Raw genomic sequence first — 19,565 nt, forward strand, 5'->3', positions numbered from 1 at the left:
CAGCAGGCGTCGTGCAAAAGTTGTTTTCCCGCCACCTGCAACAATTCGGGTCCTCTCATGCTAATTACATTCCTCCTGGCTGCCGGTCTCGTCGGCCAGGCTTCCGACGACGCAGCTTTGGATGCCGCCATTGATCGTGCCCAAACCCATCTTCGGGAAACGATCTGGGACCCGAAAAACCTGATTGCCGACCGCGAGCTGGCCCACAATTACCTGTTTATCTCAGGACACTATGGTCACGGCTCGGTCACGGATGTGATCGCCATCGATCTGTCCCGCGGGAGCTGGGTCGCGCGCACCACCGGGATTTCCGGAGACCGGCCCGCCCCGGCTTATGGGCTGGATCGGCAACTGGCCGAATTCATCCTCGCCGCCCCCCGCCAGGACGTTGAGCGCCTTGCGACCACCCTGCCGATCGAGCGATATGTGGCCCGGTCAGCGAATTGCCCCGCCGCAAATGAACACATGATCCGCGGCGGCGCGTTGGACTGGATAAGCGATAGCGCACGCCAACGTCTGGACCCCGCGGCGGAGGCCACGAACATCATCGTGCTCGACGGCGTCTGGCACACGGTCGAGCTGGAATCGCACAATTATTCTGTTCGCATGACAGGCCATGCGGCGATGGAACCGGTCATCGACTGGGCTACCGGATTGATCGCCGCCCTCGAACCCTGCTGGCAGCGGCCCGACTAGGCCAATACCGCCATCACGTTCCGCACGGCCATGATGACCAGCACGATCGATCCCAGGCAGAAGACCAGGAAGCGCATCGGGATGAAGTTCCACAGGCACTGGATAAGCGAATGGATCACGCGGATCAGCACATAGGCCCAGGCCAGCATGATGTTGAATTCGTCCGACACGCCGACAAGATGCGAATAGAGCACCAGGGCGTAGAAGATCACCGGTTGTTCGTGCAGGTGATTGTAATTGTCGGCGATGCGTCGGACCTCGATGGGCAGCTTGTCCATCACCGACTTGTCTTTCGCGGTGGCGGGATCAATCCCCGCCTTGCGCATGGCCGGAAGTCGGGTGGCATACATCCACACCCACATGATCAGCGTCCAGCTCACCAGCGCCAGTATCGGCGTCATCATTGATTGGAACATCTTGCAGCCCTCCCCGGCCATTTTCCAGCAAGGTAGTGCGCGTCGTGGCGGTTTGGCGAGGCGAAATCAACGCGATGCGGTAAATCCGGCGGCCTGCCGCCCCTCTTGCATCCGATCTTCGCCCGCCGGGCATCAACTGGACTGACGTCCAGTTTCAAGCGACACACGAGCATGTCGGATACACAGACCCGCACGCCAGCACCGAAGCGCTCCCGCTTTGAGCGCAATCACGACCGCATCTATGACGCGGCCATCGGCCTGTTTGCGGCACGCGGACCGGACGCCGTGACCATGGAGGATATTGCCGTCGCGGTCGGCATGTCCCGATCGAGCATTTTCAACCATTTCCCGTCGAAGAATCTGATCCTCGCCACTTTCTTCACCCGAATGACGTCTGAAATCATCGCGGAGGCCCGGGCAAAGCCGATGCGTGGCTTTCGGCACGCCATCATCGATCTGGGTCGCATCGCCGGCGCCCACGCCACGCACCATGGCCCGATCGTCGCCGCGATCGCCGGCCTGACGGCCCCGAGCCAGCCGCTCGCTCCGGCCGAACAAGCGACTGATGCCGCCATGCGCACTTATTTGCTGGCGCTCATTCGGGCAGGTCAGGCGAAAGGTGAGGTGCGGAACGACCATTCAGCGCACGCCTTGGCCAACCTGCTGCTGGCGGTCCTCACGGCGAGTGCCCACGAATGGGTTGCTGGCGGACAAGGCGAGGACCTCTCCACCCTTCTGGAAGGCCGCTACTCACTCGTCCTCGACGGCTTGATGCAAAAAAGCTGACCCGATCTGCATCCATTCCCGAACCGGGCTGCATCTTCTGATCATGACATTTGGACTCAAGTCCAATTTGATGAAACGGAGACTGCATGACGCGCATTTCAACCAGCCTTGCCGCCCTGAGCCTGGCCCTCGTCGGCGCTACTGCCCTGGCCCAGTCAGCACAGCATGACGCGGACGCCTGGGCCGAGGATCTCAACGCCCTCGTCGAGGTGCTGGAGACCAATCATCCCAATCCCTTCCACACCACATCGCAAGCGGTCTGGGAGGCCCAGCTCGACGCGTACCGGACCCGTTTGCCCGCCATGTCTGATGCCGAACGCATTGCCGGCATGGCGCGCCTGCTGGGCATGATCGGGGATGGTCATACCTGGATGCCCATGCATGCCTTGCCCTTCGGCGGGATGCCGCCAGGGCCCGGCTTCCGCTCCCTGCCGGTGCGCTTTGAACTCTTCGATGACGGCCTCTTCATCGTCGGCGCAACAGACCCCGACCTGGTCGGCCTGCGGGTCGAGGCCTTCGGGGATATCCCGGTCGCCGAAGCGCTGGCACGCACGCTGGAAATCCTGCCCCGCGACGCCGTGAACTTCTCGCGCGAGCTGGCACCGGAATGGATGATGCAGGCCGAATTGCTGACCGCGCTGGGTCTGGCCGCTGATGCTGACAATATCGTGCTCACCCTCACCGATGGCGAAACCAGCCGCGTTGCAAGCCTTCAGCCCCTGGGCGCGCAGGTCCGCTATGACTGGGCCTTCTCGATGGATGGCGGACCACAGACCGACGAAGACTGGTATACGGCCGCGGCCGACACGCCACTCTGGCAGGAGCCGATGACCGTGCCGGTGCGCCTCGTGACCTCACTGGAAAACGCGGCCTATCTGCAGCTTTTCTCGATCGCGAACGGCCCCGAGCGTTTCGCCGATCTGGCCCGCCAGGCCGTCGCCCTGGCCGAGACCCTGGACGAGCCCGTGCTCATTCTCGACCTGCGGCGCTGCCTGGGCGGGGACGGGTCGCTGAACCCGGCATTCGTCGACGAATTGGTGGCCAGCGCGGCGCTGTCCCGGCCCGGGCGCATTCGTGTCCTGACCAGCCGCCAGACCCACTCCGCCGCCATCATGTTGCTGTCACGCCTGGCCAACCGGACCGGGGCGGTCCGTTTCGGACAGGCCGCCGCCGATCGGCCCAATCATTATGGCGAAACCAATATATGGGTGACACCGAATACCGGCCTGCCGGTGATCCATGCCAGCGAGCACTACGCCACGGCGACGCCCGGCGACACCCGTGCCCATCACGCGCCGGACATCACCATTCCCTACCGCTTTGACGATTACGCCGCCGGCATCGACCCCGTGCTCGCGGCTGCGCTCACCTACAATCCGGAGATCTGATCCATGACCAAGACCCTCACGCTCGCCACAACCGCCCTCGCCCTCCTGACCAGCGCCTGCCATGCCGACGAGTTCGTGCATGCCGCCGAGAACGACCATGTCGGTCGCATCCTCTATTATGAGCGCACCAATCAGGATGGCAGTCTGGATGAACGCATCACCGTCTATCGCGCCAGCCCGACCTCGCTGGAAGTCTATAAGGAGAACGGGCTTTGCGGCAATGCCGCCCTGGTCACCGCCGAGCTCGACCTCACCACCTTCTCGGCGCGCGAATTGGTCGGCGGTCGGCTTCTGCCAGAGGCGGAGGTCATGCAGTTCGCCTTCCTCGAGCAAAACGAGGCCGGCGACCGGATGGATATGGTTGTGCGACTGCCCGACATGGAGATTCGCAATGAGTTCGAGATCGCGTCGCCGCACTGGCATTTGTTCGACTTCGATCTCGCCAGCCTGACCGCAGTCACGCCTTACCTGGCCACCCCGGACGCAGCCTTCGGCTTTGGCATGGCCCTGCTGTGGGCTGACCCGTCCGCCGGGGATCCGCTGGTCTGGATGGGGGATGTCACCGCCAGCCCGACCGGGATGGACAATGGCGCGTACAGCTATGCGCTGAGCGGATCGGCGCTCACCGGTGACCGCTCGACCGGGTCGGCCGGTACACTGCGCATCGATGCGGCGGAGGGTTACATCACCCATGCCGCTTTCCCGGTGCCCAACCATCCCGGCTATACCGACTTCGAACTGAATCTCCTGCGGGTCAGCGATGGCGGCGCCGAGGAGTGGGATGCCCTGCTGCGCGCCCATTGGGCCGATTGCGGCGACTGACACGCCGACACCCTGCCGGTTTCTGCCAACACCCTGCCCGCTCGGGCAGGGTGTTGTGCCGTCAGCCGCAATTCCGCCGCCATGCCTGCCAATTCCCGCCCCGGAACGGAACTAGCCTCTTGCGGGTTCAGTTCAGAACGCGTTCTATGGGAAAAAATTCGAGTATGCCGGATTCAACGATGGAATTTCACCGCACCAAGCGTCTGCCGCCTTATGTTTTCGAAGAAGTCAATCGCCTGAAGGCCCAATTGCGGGCCAATGGTGCCGACATCATCGATTTCGGCATGGGCAATCCGGACCTGCCAACCCCGCCGCACATCCTGGAGAAGCTGCGCGAGACCACCGAGAAGCCGCGCACCAATGGCTATTCGGCCTCCCGCGGCATACCCGGCCTGCGCAAGGCCCAGGCGCGCTATTACAAACGGCGCTTCGATGTCGACCTGGATCCGGACAGCGAAGTGATTGTCACGCTGGGCTCCAAGGAAGGCTTTGCGAATCTTGCCCAGGCGATCACCGCGCCCGGCGATGTCATCCTGGCGCCCTCGCCCTCCTATCCGATCCATACTTTCGGCTTTCTCATCGCCGGCGGCACGATACGGCATGTCCATGCGCCGTCGCCGGAAGATTATCTGCGCGGACTCGAGCATGCAGCGAGGCATTCGGTTCCGAGTCCGATTGCCGTCGTGGTCTGTTTTCCCTCCAACCCCACGGCACAGACCGCCTCGCTGGATTTCTACAAGGAGGTCGTGAAGTTCGCGACCCGGCACGATCTCCTCATCCTTTCCGACCTCGCCTATTCCGAGATCTATTTCGGGGATGAGCCGACCCCGTCCATGCTGCAGGTCGAAGGCGCCAAGGAGCGCACGATCGAGTTCACCTCGATGTCGAAGACCTATTCCATGGCAGGGTTCCGGGTCGGTTTCGCGGCCGGGTCGCCGCGTCTGGTCGGCGCGCTGGCGCGGGTCAAATCCTATCTCGATTACGGCGCCTACACGCCGGTACAGGTGGCAGCCTGTGCCGCGCTGGACGGCCCGCAGGACTGTGTCGACGAGGCGCGGGCCATCTACAAGCATCGCCGCGATGTACTGGTGGAGAGTTTTGGCCGGGCCGGCTGGTCCATTCCGTCGCCGGAAGCCTCCATGTTTGCCTGGGCTCCGCTGCCACAGGGCTGCGAAGAGATGGGCTCGCTGGAGTTCTCAAAACAATTGATGGAAGAGGCCGGCGTCGCCGTCGCGCCGGGCATCGGTTTTGGCGAGCATGGCGAGGGCTATGTCCGCCTGGCCCTGGTCGAGAATGAGCAGCGCATCCGCCAGGCCGCCCGCGGCGTGGGCGATTTCCTCAAGACAAGACAACCGGCAATCCGGGCGGTCTGACCGCCCGGATCGCCTGTCGAGACAGGACCGGTTGAGGGAGGATGCCGGTCCCGCAGTTCGGCCAGACCCTAGAAGTAGTGGTGCACCGCACCGGTCGAATGCCCCCAGGTGCCACCAGCCTTGGCCCGGCCACGACGGCGGCGCATACGGTTCTGCATGACCTTGCGGACATCTTCGAGCGGCGGCATTTCGGCGGCCTCCGGTGATTTCAGATCCTCGCGGTGGGCCACAAACTCGGCATAGGCTTCGAGTTCCGGTGCCAGACCGGCCGCAACGAGCTCGATCATGATCGCATCGTCGATATAGCCAATGCCCGGTGTCGAATCGGGGATGAGGTCTTCCGGGTCAGCGAAATAGGCCAGCGCGTTCAGGACACGCTCGCGATCCTCGCCCTCGAGCTTCCAGTCTGCGTCATCGAGCATGCCGACGAGCGGGCCGAGCTGATTCAGGCGGGATTTGACGAATTCCGGCGGATTGGCCGCCAGCGCCTTGCTCATCATGTCCGCCACGCCAGCCGTGATACGGCTTTCGTCCAGATCGGCACGATCTGCGCGCGCCTTGTCGAGACGATCCCGGAAAAAGGCGAGATCGGTTTCGGACAGTTCGAACTCAACCTTGAGAGTCGGGGATGACGGGTTGCTCATGATGTTGGGGCACCTTCCTGTAGCCGTTGATTGATGGACACTGTGTCCCACACCGGCTTTCGCGCCAATAGCGGGAACAGAATTCTTCCCGTCCCGGGGGACACCTTGCCCCTTCCATCCGCCCTCGCCGGCCAAATCGGAGCACCGGTTACCCGGCCTTAACCATAAGACCAGTCTTCGCTGCGCCGGCCAGCCGCGAGGCGCTAGAGTGGCGCCATGAATGTCGCTTTCAATACCGCCGTTGCCGGCATGATGTCCGCCCAGTCCCAAGCCGGGTCTGCGGCGCGCGAAATGGTCAATAATGCGGCCAAGGGCGAAGACATCATCCAGGCGGCTGTGGCGCTGAAAAAGGCTGAGGCCTCGCATGCGGCCGCGGCCGTAACCGCGCGCATTGCCAGCGACATGACGGAGACCCTGCTGGACATCACTGTCTAGCCTGACTTCCGGTCGGTGGGTGGCCGGTGGGCGTCATCCCCCCTGTGCCAGGCTCGCGATGGCCTGACATCCAAGCCGGGGGGATGACGAGCCGGCCCATAGGATCAAACCCGCCTCGCCTCTCGCCATTTGCGCCAAACATCCCTAAATCGACGGGATGACCTACTCTGTGACTGTCGACATTGTCTCCGACCTCGTCTGCCCCTGGTGCTGGCTCGGCAAGCGCCATTGGGATGAAGCGCGCAAGCTGACCGCCGATATCAAGGTCGAGACGACCTGGCGGCCCTATCAGCTCGACCCGACGCTGGCCCGCGAAGGCCGCCCCTACAAGGATTACATGCGCGAGAAATTCTCCGGTCCCGAAGCCTCGGGCCGCTGGAAAGCCATGCGCGATCATCTCGAACAGGCCGGTCCGGGTGTCGGGATTGATTTTCGCTTTGACGATATCACAATGCGGCCGAACACCTTGAATGCCCACCGGCTGATGCGCTGGGCCGGCGGCCAGGGCAAGACGGACGCCATGGCCGAAGCTCTCTTCTCGGCCTTCTTTCAGGCCGGGCGCGATATCGGCGATACCGACACATTGATCGAGCTGGCCGCCGAGGCCGGGCTGGACCGCGATGTCTCCGCCGACCTCCTGGCCACGGATCGCGACGAGAAAGCGGTCTGGGAAGAAGAGCTTTTCTACCGCAAGCTCGGCGTTTCGGGCGTGCCCACCTATATTTTCAATGGCCGTTTTGCCGTGTCCGGGGCCCAGGAGCCGGCCGTGCTGGCCGATGCCATTCGCCAGGCCGTCAAGGAACCGGCAGAAACCGAATAAGCTCGCCGCCAGCGGGCAGGTCCAAGGGGGAGATACCATGACCGCACTCGACGCCTTCGCACTCTACACCGGGCTCAACGGCCTGCTGCTCATCGCACTCGCCTACAATGTCATTCGCCATCGCCAGCGGGCCAAGATCGGCTTCGGGACGGGCGGTGACGAGAAGCTGGAACTGGCCTGCCGGGTTCATGGCAATGCCGTGGAATACGTTCCAGTGACCCTGATCATCATCGGCGCTCTGGCCATGACGAGTGCCCCCATTCTTGTCGTGCACGGCGTCGGCATCACCCTGACCGTGGGCCGCGGCCTGCATGCGTGGGGCTTGTCGACATCCTCCGGCACGTCACCGGGCCGTTTCATCGGAACCCTGCTGAGCTGGATCAGCATCGTGATCGGCTCGCTCTTCCTGATCTGGACTGCCATCAGTTGAGCCATTGCCCGGCAGGGCCTCGCAGGGCTATAGCCGACACATGACACAGACCTTCCAAGCTCCCGACCCCGCCCGCCTCCAGGACATCGCCGCCGATCTGGTGGCCCGGGCCCTGAAGGCCGGCGCCGACAGTGCCGAAGCCTCCGTCGCCGAGTCGCGTGAAACCGAACTCTCGGTGCGCGATGGCAATCTGGAGGATATCGGCCGGTCGGAATCGCTGGATGCGGGCCTGCGGGTCTTCGTCGGCAAGCGCCAGGCCGGCGTCGCCTTCTCTGACCTGTCGGAGAAGGGACGGGACTTCACCATTGGCCGCGCCGTGACCATGGCCAAAGCGGCCCCGGAAGACCCCTATTCCGCCCTCGCCGATCCGGAACGCTTGTGCAAGGCGCCGCCGGAGATCGAGCAGTTCGAGGCCGGCGAATGGTCACCGGAGGAGCTGGAGGAAACCGCACTCGCCATCGAGACCGCCGCGCGGGCTGTCGAAGGCGTGACCATGACCGATGCGGCCTTTGCCTCCTCCGGTCAGGGCGCTGCCGCCTATGCCACATCAACCGGCTTCAATGCCGGCTGGAAGAAGAGCGTGTTCGGCTATGGCGCCAGCGTCATTGCCGGCAAGGATGGCGCCATGGAGCGCGATTACGCCGCCACCTCAGCCCGCCGCCGCGCTGATCTGCGTGACCGGATCGAGGTCGGTCGCGAGGCCGGTGAACGCGCGGCCCGGCGCATGGGTCCGAAAAAGCTGCCATCGGGCGTGATGCCGGTTGTCTTTGACCGCCGTGTGGCGACGACTTTTCTGGGTTCACTGGCCGGCGCCGTGTCCGGTCCGGCCGTGGCTAGAGGCGTCTCTTTCCTGCGCGACAAGCTGGGTGAGCGCGTCTTCGCGCCGGGGATCACCATTATCGACGATCCGCACCGCGCCTGGGGCCATGCCTCGGCGCCGTTTGACGGCGAGGGCACGGTCAATCAGCGCAGCGCCATCATCGAGGATGGACGCCTGACCACCTGGTTCCTCAACTCCGCCGCGGCCCGCCAACTCGACATGGCCCCGACCGGTCACGCCCGGCGCTCCATGGGCGGGTCGCCCGGCGCCGGCCCGACGAATTTCCACATGGAAGCCGGCGAGACCAGCCGCGAAGACCTTGTCGGCGGCATCAAGGATGGCGTGCTGATCATGGAAATGTTCGGCCCGTCGCTGAATTCCAATACCGGCGACTGGTCGGTGGGCGTGTCCGGCTATCGCATCGCGAATGGCGTCATCGACCATCCGGTCAGCGAAATCACCGTCGCCGGCAATCTGATCGACATCTATGCTCGCCTCATTCCGGGCAGTGATCTGGAATTTCGGGGATCTGTTAACGCCCCCAGCGTATTCGTGGACGCGATGTCCGTCGGCGGTCTCTAGATCGACCGGCCAGGACAGACCAATTCAAGGAGCCCGGCATGAGTGAAACCAAGATCAACAACCAGCTGCTGCACCTCGTCATCGGTGGCGAGCTGGCCTGCGTCGACCCGACCAATTGCGAGTTCAAGGATCTCGACGAGGTCGATTTCGTCGGCGCCTTCGGCAGCTATGCCGAAGCCCGCGCGGCCTGGAAAGGCGCCGCCCAGCGCACGGTCGACAACGCCCATATGCGCTATTTCATCATCCACGCCCACAAGCTTCTCGATCCCTCGACCGAGAAGAAGGACGGCTAGGGTCCGACACGCGGCGTGAGCGATCCTGACGATACCGCCGGCGCAAAACCGGCCTCGACCGCCTCGCTCGCAAAGCGTCTCTGGCGCGACTGGCTGAGCCGTCGCCCGGGCCTGGTCGCATTGGCGCTGGTCCTGTCAGCCATCACGGCCGGCGCGGCCGCCTCCTATGCCGGCGTGATCGCCTGGACCTTCGACAAGCTCAATGCCGGAGCCGCAGACTTCTTCCCCCTCGCCCCGCTGGCCGTGATCGGCCTGGCGACGGTGCGTGGGGTCAGCCTCTATCTGCAGACCGTCCAGACCAACCGGCTCGCCCTGAATGTGATGCAGGACCTGCAGAACGCCATGTTCGGCAAACTGGTCCGGGCCGATTTCGCGCGCCTGCAGGCCGAAGGCACGGGCTCGCTGGTCTCGCGCTTCACCAATGACATCACCCTGCTGCGCGAGACGATTGTCCGCCTGGCCAATAATCTCATGCGCGACGTGCTGACGGTGATCATCACCGTGGGCGTCATGCTGAGCCTCGACTGGATGCTGACCTTGCTCATCCTGGTTGTCTATCCGATCGCCGCCTGGCCGGTGATCCGGATCGGTCAGCGCTTGCGCAAGACCTCCTCCCAGGCCCAGAGCCAGATGGGCGAGGTCACCAGCCAGCTCGAAGAGAGCTTCTCCGGCGCCCGCATGGTCAAGACCTATGGGCTGGAAGGCTATGAGAGCGAGCGGGCGCGCAAATCCTTCTTCGACCGCCTGCGCTTTCTGCTGAAAATCACCGAGAACAAGGCCCGCGTCGATCCGATCCTGGAGGTCGTGGGCGGTCTGGCCTTTGCCGGACTGGTGGCCTTTGCCGGCTGGCGCATGCTCGAGGGCGAGACCTCGGTTGGCAATATCATCGGCGTGCTGACCGGGATCGGTGTCATCTCGCCGGCCATCCGGGCGCTGGGCACACTCAATGCGGTGGTCCAGGAAGGCTTTGCCGTCCTCGAACGCATCTTCACCATTCTCGATACCGACGAAACCGTCACTGCCGCACTCGACGCGCCGGCACTGAGCGTCGATCGCGGCGGCGTGGAGCTGGACTCGGTGAACTTCGCCTATCCCGACGGATCCGTGGCCTTGCGTGATTTCTCGCTGAAAGCGGCTCCCGGCGCCACCATCGCCCTCGTCGGCCCGTCCGGTTCCGGCAAGTCGACCATCCTCAATCTCCTGCCCCGGCTCTATGATGCGCAATCCGGCACGATCCGGATCGATGGCACGGATACCCGTTCGGTCTCCCTGACCTCCCTGCGCCAGGCCATGGCCCTGGTCAGCCAGGATGTGACCCTGTTCGACGACTCGGTGCGCGCCAATATCGGGTTTGGTGACCTGGAAGCCGACGAGGCCGCCATCATCGCCGCTGCAAAGGCCGCCGACGCCCATGACTTCATCATGGCTCTGCCGGACGGTTATGACAGCCCGGTCGGTCCGCGCGGCAGCAATCTGTCCGGCGGCCAGCGCCAGCGCCTGTCGATTGCCCGGGCCATCCTCAAGGACGCGCCCATCCTGCTGCTCGATGAAGCCACCAGCGCGCTCGACACCGAGTCCGAGCAGCGGGTGCAGTCGGCTCTGGAACGGCTTTCACAGGGCCGGACCAGCCTGGTCATCGCCCACCGTCTCTCGACCGTCCGCGATGCGGACTGGATCTATGTGATGGATCAGGGCTGCGTCGCCGAACAGGGCAAGCATGACGATCTCGTCGCCCGCGACGGGCTCTATGCCCGCCTGTGCAAGATGCAGTTCGGCGACTAGCCCTCCCGGGCCTGCATGATTTCGCTGCGACGTCCGCTTTCCGGCAAGGTGACAGTGAATTTGGAGCCGGCACCCGGGGCACTTTCCACGACAATGTCACCGCCCATCAGCTCGGCCAGCTTCTTGGCGATCGCCAGGCCAAGGCCGGTACCGCCATTCTTGCGCTGCATGACCGCTTCGCCCTGGGCGAAAGGCATGAAGATGCGCTCCATCAACTCGCCATCCATGCCGATGCCGGTATCGCCGACCTCGAAGGTGACGTCATGGGTCCGATCAGCTGTCTGGGTCATGAGGCAGCGCACCCGCACCTCGCCGCGATCCGTGAACTTGACGGCGTTGGACAGGAGGTTGGACAGGATCTGGCGCACCCGGGCCGGATCACCGACCACGTCACGCTCGGCAACCGGGTCGATTTCAAGGTGCAGGTTCAGCCCCTTCTCCATCGCCTTCATGCGATAGGGACCGGCGACAGTGCGGACCAGTTCGGCCGGGTTGAAACTGTCCTGCTCGACCTCGAACCGGCCGGACTCGATATTGGCGAGGTCGAGAATGTCGTTGAGAATGGTCAGGAGCGACTGGCCGGACCCTTCAATCAGATTGACCATTTCGCGCTGGGACGGTTCCAGCTCGGTATTGGCCAGCAGGGCGGACATGCCGAGCACGCCATTCATCGGAGTGCGGATTTCGTGCGACATGGTGGCCAGGAAGCGCGACTTCGCGCGGCTGGCCTCGGTGGCCTGCTGGCGGGCTTCGACCAGGTCGTGAATGTCCGTCATCGCGCCGACCATGCGGACCGGGTCGCCATCCGGCGTGCGCACGGCTTCGCCGCGCATTCGGAACCAGCGGTGCAGGCCACCGACCACCCGCAGACGCACGGTGAGGTCGAAAGGGCGGCCAGCCCGAAAATGCGCCTTCATCGCCGACTCGAAGCGCGGCCGGTCATCGGTGTGGAGGAGCGTGGTGAAGCTGTCCGCGCCAGCGGTAAACTCACGCGGCTGATAACCCAGCAATTCGCGCCCCCGGGCGGAAATATAGATCTGGTCGGTCTCGAGGCAGAAATCGAGAATGCCGTCGGACGTGCCCTTCATGGCCAGCTCGGCGCGATCGCCGGACTCGGCCGCCAGGATCTCACCGGTCAGGCGGCGGCGATAATGGTTGAAGACCGAGAGCAGCTCGTCGGCAATGTCGATCGGGCGTTTGAACATGGCGACGACGATGCCGACCGACTGGGCGCCATTGTAAAGCGGCATGCCGACATAGGCGCGCATGCCCATTTCCTCGAGCATGAAATCGCGCGGATAACGTCCCGCAACATTGTCCTCGAAAATGTCCGCGCCCGCTTCCATGACGTCGGCGCAGGGTGTGCCTTTGAGTTCGTAACAATAATTCCCGACCAGCGCGCTGCCGCAGGCAACCTTGAGCGTGCGCATGCGCGAATGGGTGGCGTCGATGCGGGCGATGAAGAGGCGATCGGCGGCAAAGACCTCGGCGGTCTGCTTGACGAAACCCTCGAGAAAGGCCGGACCACACTCACGGGACAACAGGAAATTGAGTCGGTTCAACCGCTCCTGTGAGTAGTCCGTACGTATGGCCAGATCCGGCATAAGCCCCTCTCCCTGCACTGCCCCCCGAGCGGGGAACTGAACGTGGTTAACGAGCATTAATGTGACTCAATCCTGTGGAAAGAGTCGTCATATCTGATGAATTCACTGGTTATAAAAAATGGGTGCTCGCTATTCGCGACGCAACAGCTTCTCGGTCAGCAGGTTACCCCACCAGCTGGACATGAAGCTGGCCTGCACGGACTCGCGATCATAGACGGTTTCCACCCATTCCCAGAAGTCCATCGGATGGGCTTCATTGTAGGTGCGATAGCTCTCGAAGAAATAATCCAGCACTCCGGTCTTGCCTGCCTTCACGTGCAGGTATTTCAGCGACAAGTGCCGGATCGCCTCGTCATAGGGCAATTTGAGATGGGTCAAGGCAAACAGGACGGAGATGATGCCGGCCCGGTCCGCGCCCGACTTGCAATGGATCAGGGCGGGATACTGGATCGTCTCGAAAATCTTCACCGCCCGCTGCATGCGGTCGACATAGGGCGCCTCGCGTGAGCCGAAGGGCATGTCGATCATCTCGAGACCGAGACGCTCGCAGGCATCCTTCTCCAGATCGTAATAGCAGACACCCGGCTGGGTCCCGCGAATATTCAAAATGGTCTTGAAGCCGTCCGTCGCCAGGTTTTCGAGACGCTCCGGAGACGGCTGGTTGGACCGCCACATGCCGCCGCCGACTTCGTGCATGTTATGGAATTTCTGACGCAGAATACCGTGATCCTTCCACAGGAAATCCTGCCAGGCGCGCTCACGGTCCTTCGGGTCATTCAAGTCATAGGGCATGCTGGGCCTTTCATCTGGCTGCGCATTTAGGCCGGTCTCGGCGATGACGCAACCGCGCGCCATGCTTGACCTTTTGCGCCACGGAGGTGAGCTAGGGTCCGTCATGACCAAACGCCTGCTCTCCCGGCCCTGGGCCCAGGAAGTCCTTGCCTTCTTCGTCCTGCTCTATCTGGAGCTGGTCCGGCACTCCATTCGATGGGAGCACCGCAATACGGACTATGTCCAATCGGTCTGGGATGAGCGCAAGGCCATTCTCGGCTGTGTCTGGCACGGGCGGGTCCTGATGGCCCTGCACGGCTGGGCCCGCCAGAAGGACCGCATGGTCGCCCTCGCATCGCGCTCGCGCGAAGGCGAGATCGGGTCCCGCCTGGCCCGCTGGTACAAGGTGGGCGTGGTGCGCGGGTCCTCGCGCAATCCCAACAAGCCGGGGGCGGCCAAGGGCGGCGAAGCGGCCTACCGGGCCATGGTCAATCATCTCAATGCCGGCGGCTGCGGCGCCGTGACGCCGGACGGGCCGCGCGGTCCACGCATGCGGGCCGGCTTCGGCGCCGTGCGCATGGCCCGTGATACCGGCGTCCCCATCCTGCCCTTCACCTGGTCGACCCGGCGCAAGACCGTTCTGCACAAGGCCTGGGACCATCACTGCCTGCCGCATTTTTTCACCCGCGGCGTAATCATCTGGGGCGAGCCCATTCATGTGAGCAAGGGCGCTGACGCCGCTGAACTGGAAGCGGCTCGGCTCAATCTCGAAACCCAGCTCAATACGCTGACCCACGAGGCTGACGAAGCGGTGGGCGGCGAGATCGTCAATCCCGACCCGAAACACCGCCCGGGAACCGGCAAGACCAAGGTGACCGGAGCCAGCGGGGCGACGGCGTGAGCCTGCCAGCAACTCTTCTGGTGTATCGCGCGCTCACCGGGCTCGCCGCTCCGCTCCTGCCCGTCATTCTCGCCCGTCGCGCCAGGGCCGGCAAAGAAGACCCAGCCCGACGCCATGAGCGACTGGGTCGTCCACAGATCACACGTCCTGATGGTCGCCTGGTCTGGCTGCACGGTGCCAGTGTCGGCGAAAGCCTGGTCCTCGCGACCCTGGTTGACCGGATGGCCGCGGCCGATCCCGAACTGGAATTCCTGGTCACAACCGGCACAATGACGTCCGCCAGCCTGATGGAGAAACGCCTGCCACCACAGGCCAAGCATCAATACGTGCCCGTGGACACGCCGGGCGCTGTGCAGCGCTTTCTCGACCACTGGCGGCCGGATCTGGGTGTTTTCGCGGAATCGGAGCTATGGCCGAATCTCCTGCTTGAGGCGCGCAAACGGGCCATTCCGATGGCGCTGGTCAATGCCCGCATGAATGCGGCTTCGCTGACGCGATGGCGGCGCCGTGGTGATGCCCTGCGCAGGCTTCTTGAGGCTTTCAGCTGGATCGGAGCGGCCGACACCCGCACGCGCGACGGGCTGGAGGATTTGACCGGGCGCGAGATCGTGCTGGCGGGCAATCTCAAGCTTGAGGCCCGCGCGCCGGAGCCGGATGCCGCAGAGCTCACCGCGCTCAAGAACACCCTCGCCGGGCGCCCGATCTGGCTCGCCGCCTCGACCCATAGCGGAGAAGACGAGACGGTGTTGAGCGCGCATGCCTTGCTCCACAAGACCCAGCCCGGTGCCCTTTTGATCCTCGCGCCGCGCCACCCGGAACGCGGACCCGCGCTGGCAGAACTGGTTCAGGCGCGCGGTTTTCACCTCGCCTGCCGCTCGAAGGGCGATGTTCCGGACGGGCAGGACACGGTTTGGCTGGCCGACACGCTGGGCGAAATGCCCCTCTGGTTCGCCCTCGCGCCGGCCGCCTTTATCGCCGGCAGTCTGGAAGCGGGGATTGGCGGCCATAACCCGATCGAGGCCAGCCAGGCCGGCGCCTGTGTCATTAGCGGACCGCATGTCGACAGTTTCGATGATGTCTACACGGCCTATCGCGACCACGCGGCGATGCTGGAGATCGAGGATGCTGTGACCCTGGCCGAAGCGGTCGAGCAGGTCTGGCAGGGCCGGGCGCCGGGCAGGGCCGCGGCGCGCAAGGCCATCGCGGCAGCCTCTGGCGGTGCGATGAATACGACGCTGACAGAGCTCAACTCGCTTCTGGCCGCCGATACGAGTGGCGAGGCAATGACATGAAAGAGCCCGCTTTCTGGCGCACCGATGGCGGGCGTGGATCCGGCACCCTGGCCCGGGCCCTGCTGGCACCGCTGGGCTGGATCTATGCCTGGACGGTGGCCCGTCGCCTGCGCACCACCAAGCCGCAGCGCATTACTCCGAAAGTGATTTGCATCGGCAATCTCACGGTCGGCGGCACTGGCAAGACCCCCATCACCCAGAGTCTGATGCAGCGCCTGAGCGATATGGGGCATGTTCCGGCCTCACTCTCGCGCGGCTATGGCGGTTCGGAGCCGGGTCCGCTGCGCGTCCGGCCTGACGAACACAGCGCCCAAACGGTTGGAGACGAACCCCTCCTTCTTGCCCGAAGCGGTGCCGCCTGGATCGCCCGTGATCGGGCGGCGGGCGGACAGGCTATCGAGACCGCAGGCGGGGCCGATATTGTGTTGATGGATGATGGCCATCAAAACCCGGACCTCGCCAAGGATTGCTCCATCCTCGTCGTTGACGGCGTCACCGGATGGGGTCCCGGGACCATCTTTCCGGCCGGTCCCCTGCGCGAACCGGTTCGTTCCGGCCTGGCCCGCGCTGATGCGGTGATCGTCATGATGCCGGGACCGGATAGCGAGCCGGACTGGACAGGTCTCGGCTTGGCCGACCTGCAAGTCCCCGTCTTTCACGCCTGGCTGGAACCGGAAGGGCCTCCACCGCCTGGCAAGCTGGTCGCCTTCGCCGGGATCGGGCGTCCGCAGAAATTCTTTGACGCCCTGGTCGCAGCCGGCGGCAAGCTGTCTGAAGTCGCCGTTTATGGCGATCATCACGCCTTCACCGCCGCCGACCTACGGCATCTCGATGCCCTCGCCACCGCCCATGATGCGCAGCTCATCACCACCGAGAAGGATTGGGTGCGCCTGCCGGCGGAAGCGCGTGACCGCATCGCCGCCTGGCCGGTTCGCGCCGCCTTCACAAACCCCGGCGCCCTGGACGGGCTCTTGCGCGACGTCATGGACGCCACGCCCGAGGCTCGTTAAATCCGTTTAATGATAGAAGCCCAACGCAATGCCTCTGCGATGACCCGGATCGGCTGGCACTTTGAAGCCGCCGCCTGGGACGCCTATGCGGGCTGGTACAAGATCAAGGGGATCGACAAGGCCTCCGACGCCGCCGGTGAGCTCTTGCGCACACTCGGGCCGTTGATGCCCGTCCACAAGGTTGCCCGGATCAACATGCAGCGCTGCTTCCCGGACGCAGCAGAGCCCGAGATCGAGCGCCTGCTTGGCGGCATGTGGGAGAATTTCGGCAGACTGGCCGGCGAGATGCCGCATCTGGGCGTGTTCGCAGGGCCGGAATTCAATGACCGGGTCGAGTTCATCGGTCGCGAGAAATTCGAAGCTCTGCGCGATATGGGCAAGCCGGCCGTCATCATCTCGATGCATCACTCGAACTGGGAAATCGCGGCCGCCGCGATCAGTCAGACCGGCCTGCCCTGCCACATCACCTATCGCCCCGCCAACAACCCGCTGATCGACCAGCGCATCTCCGACATGCGCGTGGGCTATGGCGTGAAGACCCTCACCGCCAAGGGCGGCGATGGCGCCAAGGCGCTGATGCAGGCGCTTAGGGCCGGCGAGTCGGTGGCGCTGATGAACGACCAGAAAATGAATGACGGCGTTGAAGCCCCCTTCTTCGGCCATCCCTCCATGACCGCACCCGGACCAACACGGCTGGCCATGCGTCATGGCTGCCCGCTATTGCCACTCTCGGTGCGCCGCATGGGTGGCGCCCGCTTCCGCGTGGAAGTTCACGACCCCATCGAGATATCGACCAATCCCGACAAGTCCGCCGCCATCATCGAGACGGTGACGCGGATCAATCAATGGGTGGAAAGCGAAATCCGCCAGGCCCCGGAGCAATGGTTCTGGGTGCATCGTCGCTGGGCGAAATCGGTGTACAGGGGTTAGGTGGGGGTGGGGCGGATTTTGGAGCGTCTCGCATAGTGGCCGGGATCGGCTGACGGGGCTTGGCTGGTCCGAGAAAAAATGCTGCTCGGACCCAATTGTCCAATGAGAATTGGAAGTTTGCTCATGTTGGATTTCTATTCGAGATTCTTGAACCGCTTCGGTTTTTCCGTTGCGCTTTACCTGACAGTCGCGCTGGGCACCATTTTCCTCAGACGATTTTTGGGAATTCCAACGAGCGCTGTGCCTTGGATTATCGGCGGAGCATTCATTGTCCTCGTGTTGTACCAGTTGATCGTTGTGGCTGGCCGTTCAGGCCGTAAATAAGCGGCGGCATACACCATTACGGCCTCTTCACGTCTGAGCGCCTGGCGCAAACCCCACCATAAACCGCTTGCCGAGAGGTCGCCGAATCCGTTTCTTCAGCTCAAGGGTAAAGCCGCGAAGCGGCCGCTGCGCGGCCCTTGACCTGAAGAAACGGATTCGGCCTGCTGGCTGACAAGCGATGTATGGCTGACTGCGCGCGCGGCGCTCAAGTCCGACCGGGGGCCGCGCGCCGGGATCAAGCGCAAAGCCCTCCTGCCTAGCGCAAGCCGGACAGGTCCAGATCAAGCAAACTCTGCGGATCAGCATAAAACTGGTTGCGCAGCTTCACGCGCCAGTCGAGATGCGAGCCGGTGGCCCGGCCGCCCGCGCCCATGGCACCGATGAGCTGGCCTTGCTCGACGATATCGCCCTCGGACACATCGACACCCGACAGGTGCAGGAAGGCCGAGACCAGGCCCTGACCGTGATCGATGAAAATCAGGCCGCCTTCGTAATACATGTCCGGCTCGGCCAGAGTGACAAGTCCGCCCGCTGGTGCATAGACCGGCGTGCCGACTTCATTGGCCCAGTCCAGCCCCCAGTGCGGGCTGCCTTCATGGCCATTATTATAGACACGTGCCGAGCCATAAACGCCGGTGGTGATGCCCTCGGCGGGCGAGATGAACCCGTCGAGGAAGCCCTGCCCGTCCCAGACAGAATTGAAGGCCGCCTGTTTCTGCGCGTATTCGCGCTGGCGTCGCGGCAGGGTGGACGGGTCCGGCGTGACGGTCGCCTGGGGCACACCGTCAACATGCTGAAGATTGTATTCGCGCTGGGTGATGGCCCAGGTTTCGGTGTCTTCAATGCCCAAAACATCCCCGTATTCACCGACCGGAGCCGTCACACTGAAGATCAGGCTTTCTGGCGCACTGCGCGGGATAGCCAGTACAGCGAAACCGTCACTGTCAGCCACGGCAGACATACCACCGAGCTGTAGTGCGGTGCGTGGTGGATAGAGGCACACCAGGAAAGCGCCCTCTTCGCGGCGCCCGGTGCATCCAACATCATTTGATGTGATGAATGGGCCGACATCGGCCGGCGCAACAGCTTCACGCGCCTCCGGCGCATTTTGCGCGATCAGGTCACCGATCGGGTCCGCGCCCTCATCGACCAGCGCCGTTGTGGACTGCAGGGCGAAAGCGAGCGCGAGGCTGATCATTTGCCCGGCTCCGAATTCAGCTCGATCCAGCGCTGTTTGGCGATCTGGACGTCCTTATAGGCTTCCTGCTCGTCAACATTCCAATAGCGCAGCTGGTCCAGCTGGATCGGGTCGCCGGTCACCGCACAGCGCACAAAACTGCCCGCCTTCAGGATGATGAAGTCGCTGTCGCCGAATTCCAAGATGGCTTCGCCCTGGAAGTCCTTGTCGAAACTGAAATCACTCATGCTTTTGTCTCTAGCAGGGTT

General features: G+C 63.7%; 22 protein-coding genes. 16 read left to right on the forward strand and 6 right to left on the reverse strand.

Annotation, left to right across the window (positions count from 1 at the left end; genetic code table 11):
* Window positions 1-57 precede the first annotated feature (57 nt).
* Window positions 58-696 (forward strand): hypothetical protein, encoded by a 639-nt coding sequence (locus Q0X62_RS01965; RefSeq protein WP_297731039.1) that lies wholly within the window; start codon window positions 58-60, stop codon window positions 694-696.
* Here Q0X62_RS01965 and Q0X62_RS01970 read toward each other — a convergent pair.
* Window positions 693-1,112, reverse strand: coding sequence for an MAPEG family protein (locus Q0X62_RS01970; protein WP_297731041.1), 420 nt, complete (start codon window positions 1,110-1,112; stop codon window positions 693-695). The two genes, Q0X62_RS01965 and Q0X62_RS01970, sit on opposite strands and share 4 nt — an antisense overlap.
* A 171-nt stretch (window positions 1,113-1,283) precedes the next feature.
* Here Q0X62_RS01970 and Q0X62_RS01975 point away from each other — a divergent pair, with 171 nt between their 5' ends.
* The 4 genes from Q0X62_RS01975 to Q0X62_RS01990 all read left to right on the forward strand — a co-directional run bounded on the left by Q0X62_RS01975 (window position 1,284) and on the right by Q0X62_RS01990 (window position 5,481).
* On the forward strand, window positions 1,284-1,898 hold the full coding sequence (locus Q0X62_RS01975) for a TetR/AcrR family transcriptional regulator (protein WP_297731043.1): 615 nt from the start codon (window positions 1,284-1,286) through the stop codon (window positions 1,896-1,898).
* An 86-nt stretch (window positions 1,899-1,984) separates the two neighbouring features.
* Window positions 1,985-3,286, forward strand: coding sequence for a hypothetical protein (locus Q0X62_RS01980; protein WP_297731045.1), 1,302 nt, complete (start codon window positions 1,985-1,987; stop codon window positions 3,284-3,286).
* Between the two features lie 3 nt (window positions 3,287-3,289).
* The gene (locus Q0X62_RS01985) at window positions 3,290-4,108 is read left to right on the forward strand and encodes a hypothetical protein (RefSeq protein ID WP_297731048.1); all 819 of its coding nucleotides are present in this window, start codon (window positions 3,290-3,292) and stop codon (window positions 4,106-4,108) included.
* Between the two features lie 179 nt (window positions 4,109-4,287).
* Window positions 4,288-5,481: an LL-diaminopimelate aminotransferase gene (locus Q0X62_RS01990; RefSeq protein WP_297731050.1), complete on the forward strand. Its 1,194-nt coding sequence runs from the start codon at window positions 4,288-4,290 to the stop codon at window positions 5,479-5,481.
* 68 nt (window positions 5,482-5,549) lie between these two features.
* Here the strand turns inward: Q0X62_RS01990 and Q0X62_RS01995 are convergent, their stop codons facing one another.
* Complete coding sequence (locus Q0X62_RS01995; protein ID WP_297731051.1) at window positions 5,550-6,125, reverse strand: YkvA family protein; 576 nt, start codon at window positions 6,123-6,125, stop codon at window positions 5,550-5,552.
* A 216-nt stretch (window positions 6,126-6,341) separates the two neighbouring features.
* On the opposite strand from Q0X62_RS01995, the gene Q0X62_RS02000 reads away from it, so the two are divergent.
* The 6 genes from Q0X62_RS02000 (at window position 6,342) to Q0X62_RS02025 (ending at window position 11,287) form a co-directional block, all read left to right on the forward strand.
* Window positions 6,342-6,560, forward strand: coding sequence for a hypothetical protein (locus Q0X62_RS02000; RefSeq protein WP_297731053.1), 219 nt, complete (start codon window positions 6,342-6,344; stop codon window positions 6,558-6,560).
* A 169-nt stretch (window positions 6,561-6,729) separates the two neighbouring features.
* Window positions 6,730-7,380 carry a DsbA family oxidoreductase gene (locus tag Q0X62_RS02005; RefSeq protein WP_297731055.1) on the forward strand — a complete coding sequence of 217 codons (651 nt, stop codon included), beginning with the start codon at window positions 6,730-6,732 and terminating at the stop codon, window positions 7,378-7,380.
* A 37-nt stretch (window positions 7,381-7,417) separates the two neighbouring features.
* Complete coding sequence (locus tag Q0X62_RS02010; protein WP_297731057.1) at window positions 7,418-7,810, forward strand: MAPEG family protein; 393 nt, start codon at window positions 7,418-7,420, stop codon at window positions 7,808-7,810.
* Window positions 7,811-7,850: 40 nt separating this feature from the next.
* Window positions 7,851-9,212, forward strand: coding sequence for a TldD/PmbA family protein (locus Q0X62_RS02015; protein ID WP_297731060.1), 1,362 nt, complete (start codon window positions 7,851-7,853; stop codon window positions 9,210-9,212).
* 38 nt (window positions 9,213-9,250) lie between these two features.
* Complete coding sequence (locus Q0X62_RS02020) at window positions 9,251-9,505, forward strand: DUF4170 domain-containing protein (protein ID WP_291843016.1); 255 nt, start codon at window positions 9,251-9,253, stop codon at window positions 9,503-9,505.
* A 15-nt stretch (window positions 9,506-9,520) separates the two neighbouring features.
* Complete coding sequence (locus Q0X62_RS02025) at window positions 9,521-11,287, forward strand: ABC transporter ATP-binding protein (protein WP_297731063.1); 1,767 nt, start codon at window positions 9,521-9,523, stop codon at window positions 11,285-11,287.
* Here Q0X62_RS02025 and Q0X62_RS02030 read toward each other — a convergent pair.
* Both Q0X62_RS02030 and Q0X62_RS02035 read right to left on the reverse strand, forming a co-directional pair.
* A complete protein-coding gene (locus tag Q0X62_RS02030) occupies window positions 11,284-12,891 on the reverse strand; it encodes a hybrid sensor histidine kinase/response regulator (protein ID WP_297731065.1) in 1,608 nt (535 codons plus the stop codon). The genes Q0X62_RS02025 and Q0X62_RS02030 overlap by 4 nt on opposite strands.
* Before the next feature lie 129 nt (window positions 12,892-13,020).
* The gene (locus tag Q0X62_RS02035; RefSeq protein ID WP_297731067.1) at window positions 13,021-13,683 is read right to left on the reverse strand and encodes a sulfur transferase domain-containing protein; all 663 of its coding nucleotides are present in this window, start codon (window positions 13,681-13,683) and stop codon (window positions 13,021-13,023) included.
* 103 nt (window positions 13,684-13,786) lie between these two features.
* Between Q0X62_RS02035 and Q0X62_RS02040 the strand changes: the two genes are divergently transcribed.
* The 5 genes from Q0X62_RS02040 to Q0X62_RS02060 all read left to right on the forward strand — a co-directional run bounded on the left by Q0X62_RS02040 (window position 13,787) and on the right by Q0X62_RS02060 (window position 18,119).
* Window positions 13,787-14,563: a lysophospholipid acyltransferase family protein gene (locus Q0X62_RS02040; RefSeq protein ID WP_297731069.1), complete on the forward strand. Its 777-nt coding sequence runs from the start codon at window positions 13,787-13,789 to the stop codon at window positions 14,561-14,563.
* Window positions 14,560-15,855, forward strand: a complete 1,296-nt coding sequence (locus Q0X62_RS02045; protein ID WP_297731071.1) for a 3-deoxy-D-manno-octulosonic acid transferase — start codon at window positions 14,560-14,562, stop codon at window positions 15,853-15,855. Before Q0X62_RS02040 ends, Q0X62_RS02045 begins: the two co-directional genes overlap by 4 nt.
* Window positions 15,852-16,865 carry a tetraacyldisaccharide 4'-kinase gene (lpxK, locus tag Q0X62_RS02050; RefSeq protein ID WP_297731074.1) on the forward strand — a complete coding sequence of 338 codons (1,014 nt, stop codon included), beginning with the start codon at window positions 15,852-15,854 and terminating at the stop codon, window positions 16,863-16,865. Before Q0X62_RS02045 ends, lpxK begins: the two co-directional genes overlap by 4 nt.
* 9 nt (window positions 16,866-16,874) lie before the next feature.
* Window positions 16,875-17,795: a lysophospholipid acyltransferase family protein gene (locus tag Q0X62_RS02055; protein ID WP_297731075.1), complete on the forward strand. Its 921-nt coding sequence runs from the start codon at window positions 16,875-16,877 to the stop codon at window positions 17,793-17,795.
* 123 nt (window positions 17,796-17,918) lie between these two features.
* Window positions 17,919-18,119: a hypothetical protein gene (locus Q0X62_RS02060; protein WP_297731077.1), complete on the forward strand. Its 201-nt coding sequence runs from the start codon at window positions 17,919-17,921 to the stop codon at window positions 18,117-18,119.
* A gap of 256 nt (window positions 18,120-18,375) precedes the next feature.
* Here Q0X62_RS02060 and Q0X62_RS02065 read toward each other — a convergent pair whose 3' ends face one another.
* Window positions 18,376-19,317 carry a M23 family metallopeptidase gene (locus Q0X62_RS02065; RefSeq protein ID WP_297731079.1) on the reverse strand — a complete coding sequence of 314 codons (942 nt, stop codon included), beginning with the start codon at window positions 19,315-19,317 and terminating at the stop codon, window positions 18,376-18,378.
* A complete protein-coding gene (locus Q0X62_RS02070) occupies window positions 19,314-19,544 on the reverse strand; it encodes a DUF2093 domain-containing protein (protein WP_297731081.1) in 231 nt (76 codons plus the stop codon). The genes Q0X62_RS02065 and Q0X62_RS02070 overlap by 4 nt, the downstream gene beginning before the upstream one ends.
* Between the last annotated feature and the right edge of the window lie 21 nt (window positions 19,545-19,565).

Source organism: uncultured Maricaulis sp. (assembly GCF_947259345.1).
In the GTDB taxonomy this organism is placed as follows: Bacteria; Pseudomonadota; Alphaproteobacteria; order Caulobacterales; family Maricaulaceae; genus Maricaulis.

Coding starts and splice junctions, on each gene's coding strand:
- Q0X62_RS02065 (WP_297731079.1), bottom strand. CDS start 19,317: ATGATCAGCCTCGCGCTCGCTTTCGCCCTGCAGTCCACAACGGCGCTG.
- Q0X62_RS01970 (WP_297731041.1), bottom strand. CDS start 1,112: ATGTTCCAATCAATGATGACGCCGATACTGGCGCTGGTGAGCTGGACG.
- Q0X62_RS01980 (WP_297731045.1), top strand. CDS start 1,985: ATGACGCGCATTTCAACCAGCCTTGCCGCCCTGAGCCTGGCCCTCGTC.
- Q0X62_RS01990 (WP_297731050.1), top strand. CDS start 4,288: ATGGAATTTCACCGCACCAAGCGTCTGCCGCCTTATGTTTTCGAAGAA.
- Q0X62_RS01975 (WP_297731043.1), top strand. CDS start 1,284: ATGTCGGATACACAGACCCGCACGCCAGCACCGAAGCGCTCCCGCTTT.
- Q0X62_RS02070 (WP_297731081.1), bottom strand. CDS start 19,544: ATGAGTGATTTCAGTTTCGACAAGGACTTCCAGGGCGAAGCCATCTTG.
- Q0X62_RS02055 (WP_297731075.1), top strand. CDS start 16,875: ATGATAGAAGCCCAACGCAATGCCTCTGCGATGACCCGGATCGGCTGG.
- Q0X62_RS01995 (WP_297731051.1), bottom strand. CDS start 6,125: ATGAGCAACCCGTCATCCCCGACTCTCAAGGTTGAGTTCGAACTGTCC.
- Q0X62_RS02010 (WP_297731057.1), top strand. CDS start 7,418: ATGACCGCACTCGACGCCTTCGCACTCTACACCGGGCTCAACGGCCTG.
- Q0X62_RS02020 (WP_291843016.1), top strand. CDS start 9,251: ATGAGTGAAACCAAGATCAACAACCAGCTGCTGCACCTCGTCATCGGT.
- Q0X62_RS02030 (WP_297731065.1), bottom strand. CDS start 12,891: ATGCCGGATCTGGCCATACGTACGGACTACTCACAGGAGCGGTTGAAC.
- Q0X62_RS01965 (WP_297731039.1), top strand. CDS start 58: ATGCTAATTACATTCCTCCTGGCTGCCGGTCTCGTCGGCCAGGCTTCC.
- Q0X62_RS02040 (WP_297731069.1), top strand. CDS start 13,787: ATGACCAAACGCCTGCTCTCCCGGCCCTGGGCCCAGGAAGTCCTTGCC.
- lpxK (WP_297731074.1), top strand. CDS start 15,852: ATGAAAGAGCCCGCTTTCTGGCGCACCGATGGCGGGCGTGGATCCGGC.
- Q0X62_RS02015 (WP_297731060.1), top strand. CDS start 7,851: ATGACACAGACCTTCCAAGCTCCCGACCCCGCCCGCCTCCAGGACATC.
- Q0X62_RS02035 (WP_297731067.1), bottom strand. CDS start 13,683: ATGCCCTATGACTTGAATGACCCGAAGGACCGTGAGCGCGCCTGGCAG.
- Q0X62_RS02060 (WP_297731077.1), top strand. CDS start 17,919: ATGTTGGATTTCTATTCGAGATTCTTGAACCGCTTCGGTTTTTCCGTT.
- Q0X62_RS01985 (WP_297731048.1), top strand. CDS start 3,290: ATGACCAAGACCCTCACGCTCGCCACAACCGCCCTCGCCCTCCTGACC.
- Q0X62_RS02000 (WP_297731053.1), top strand. CDS start 6,342: ATGAATGTCGCTTTCAATACCGCCGTTGCCGGCATGATGTCCGCCCAG.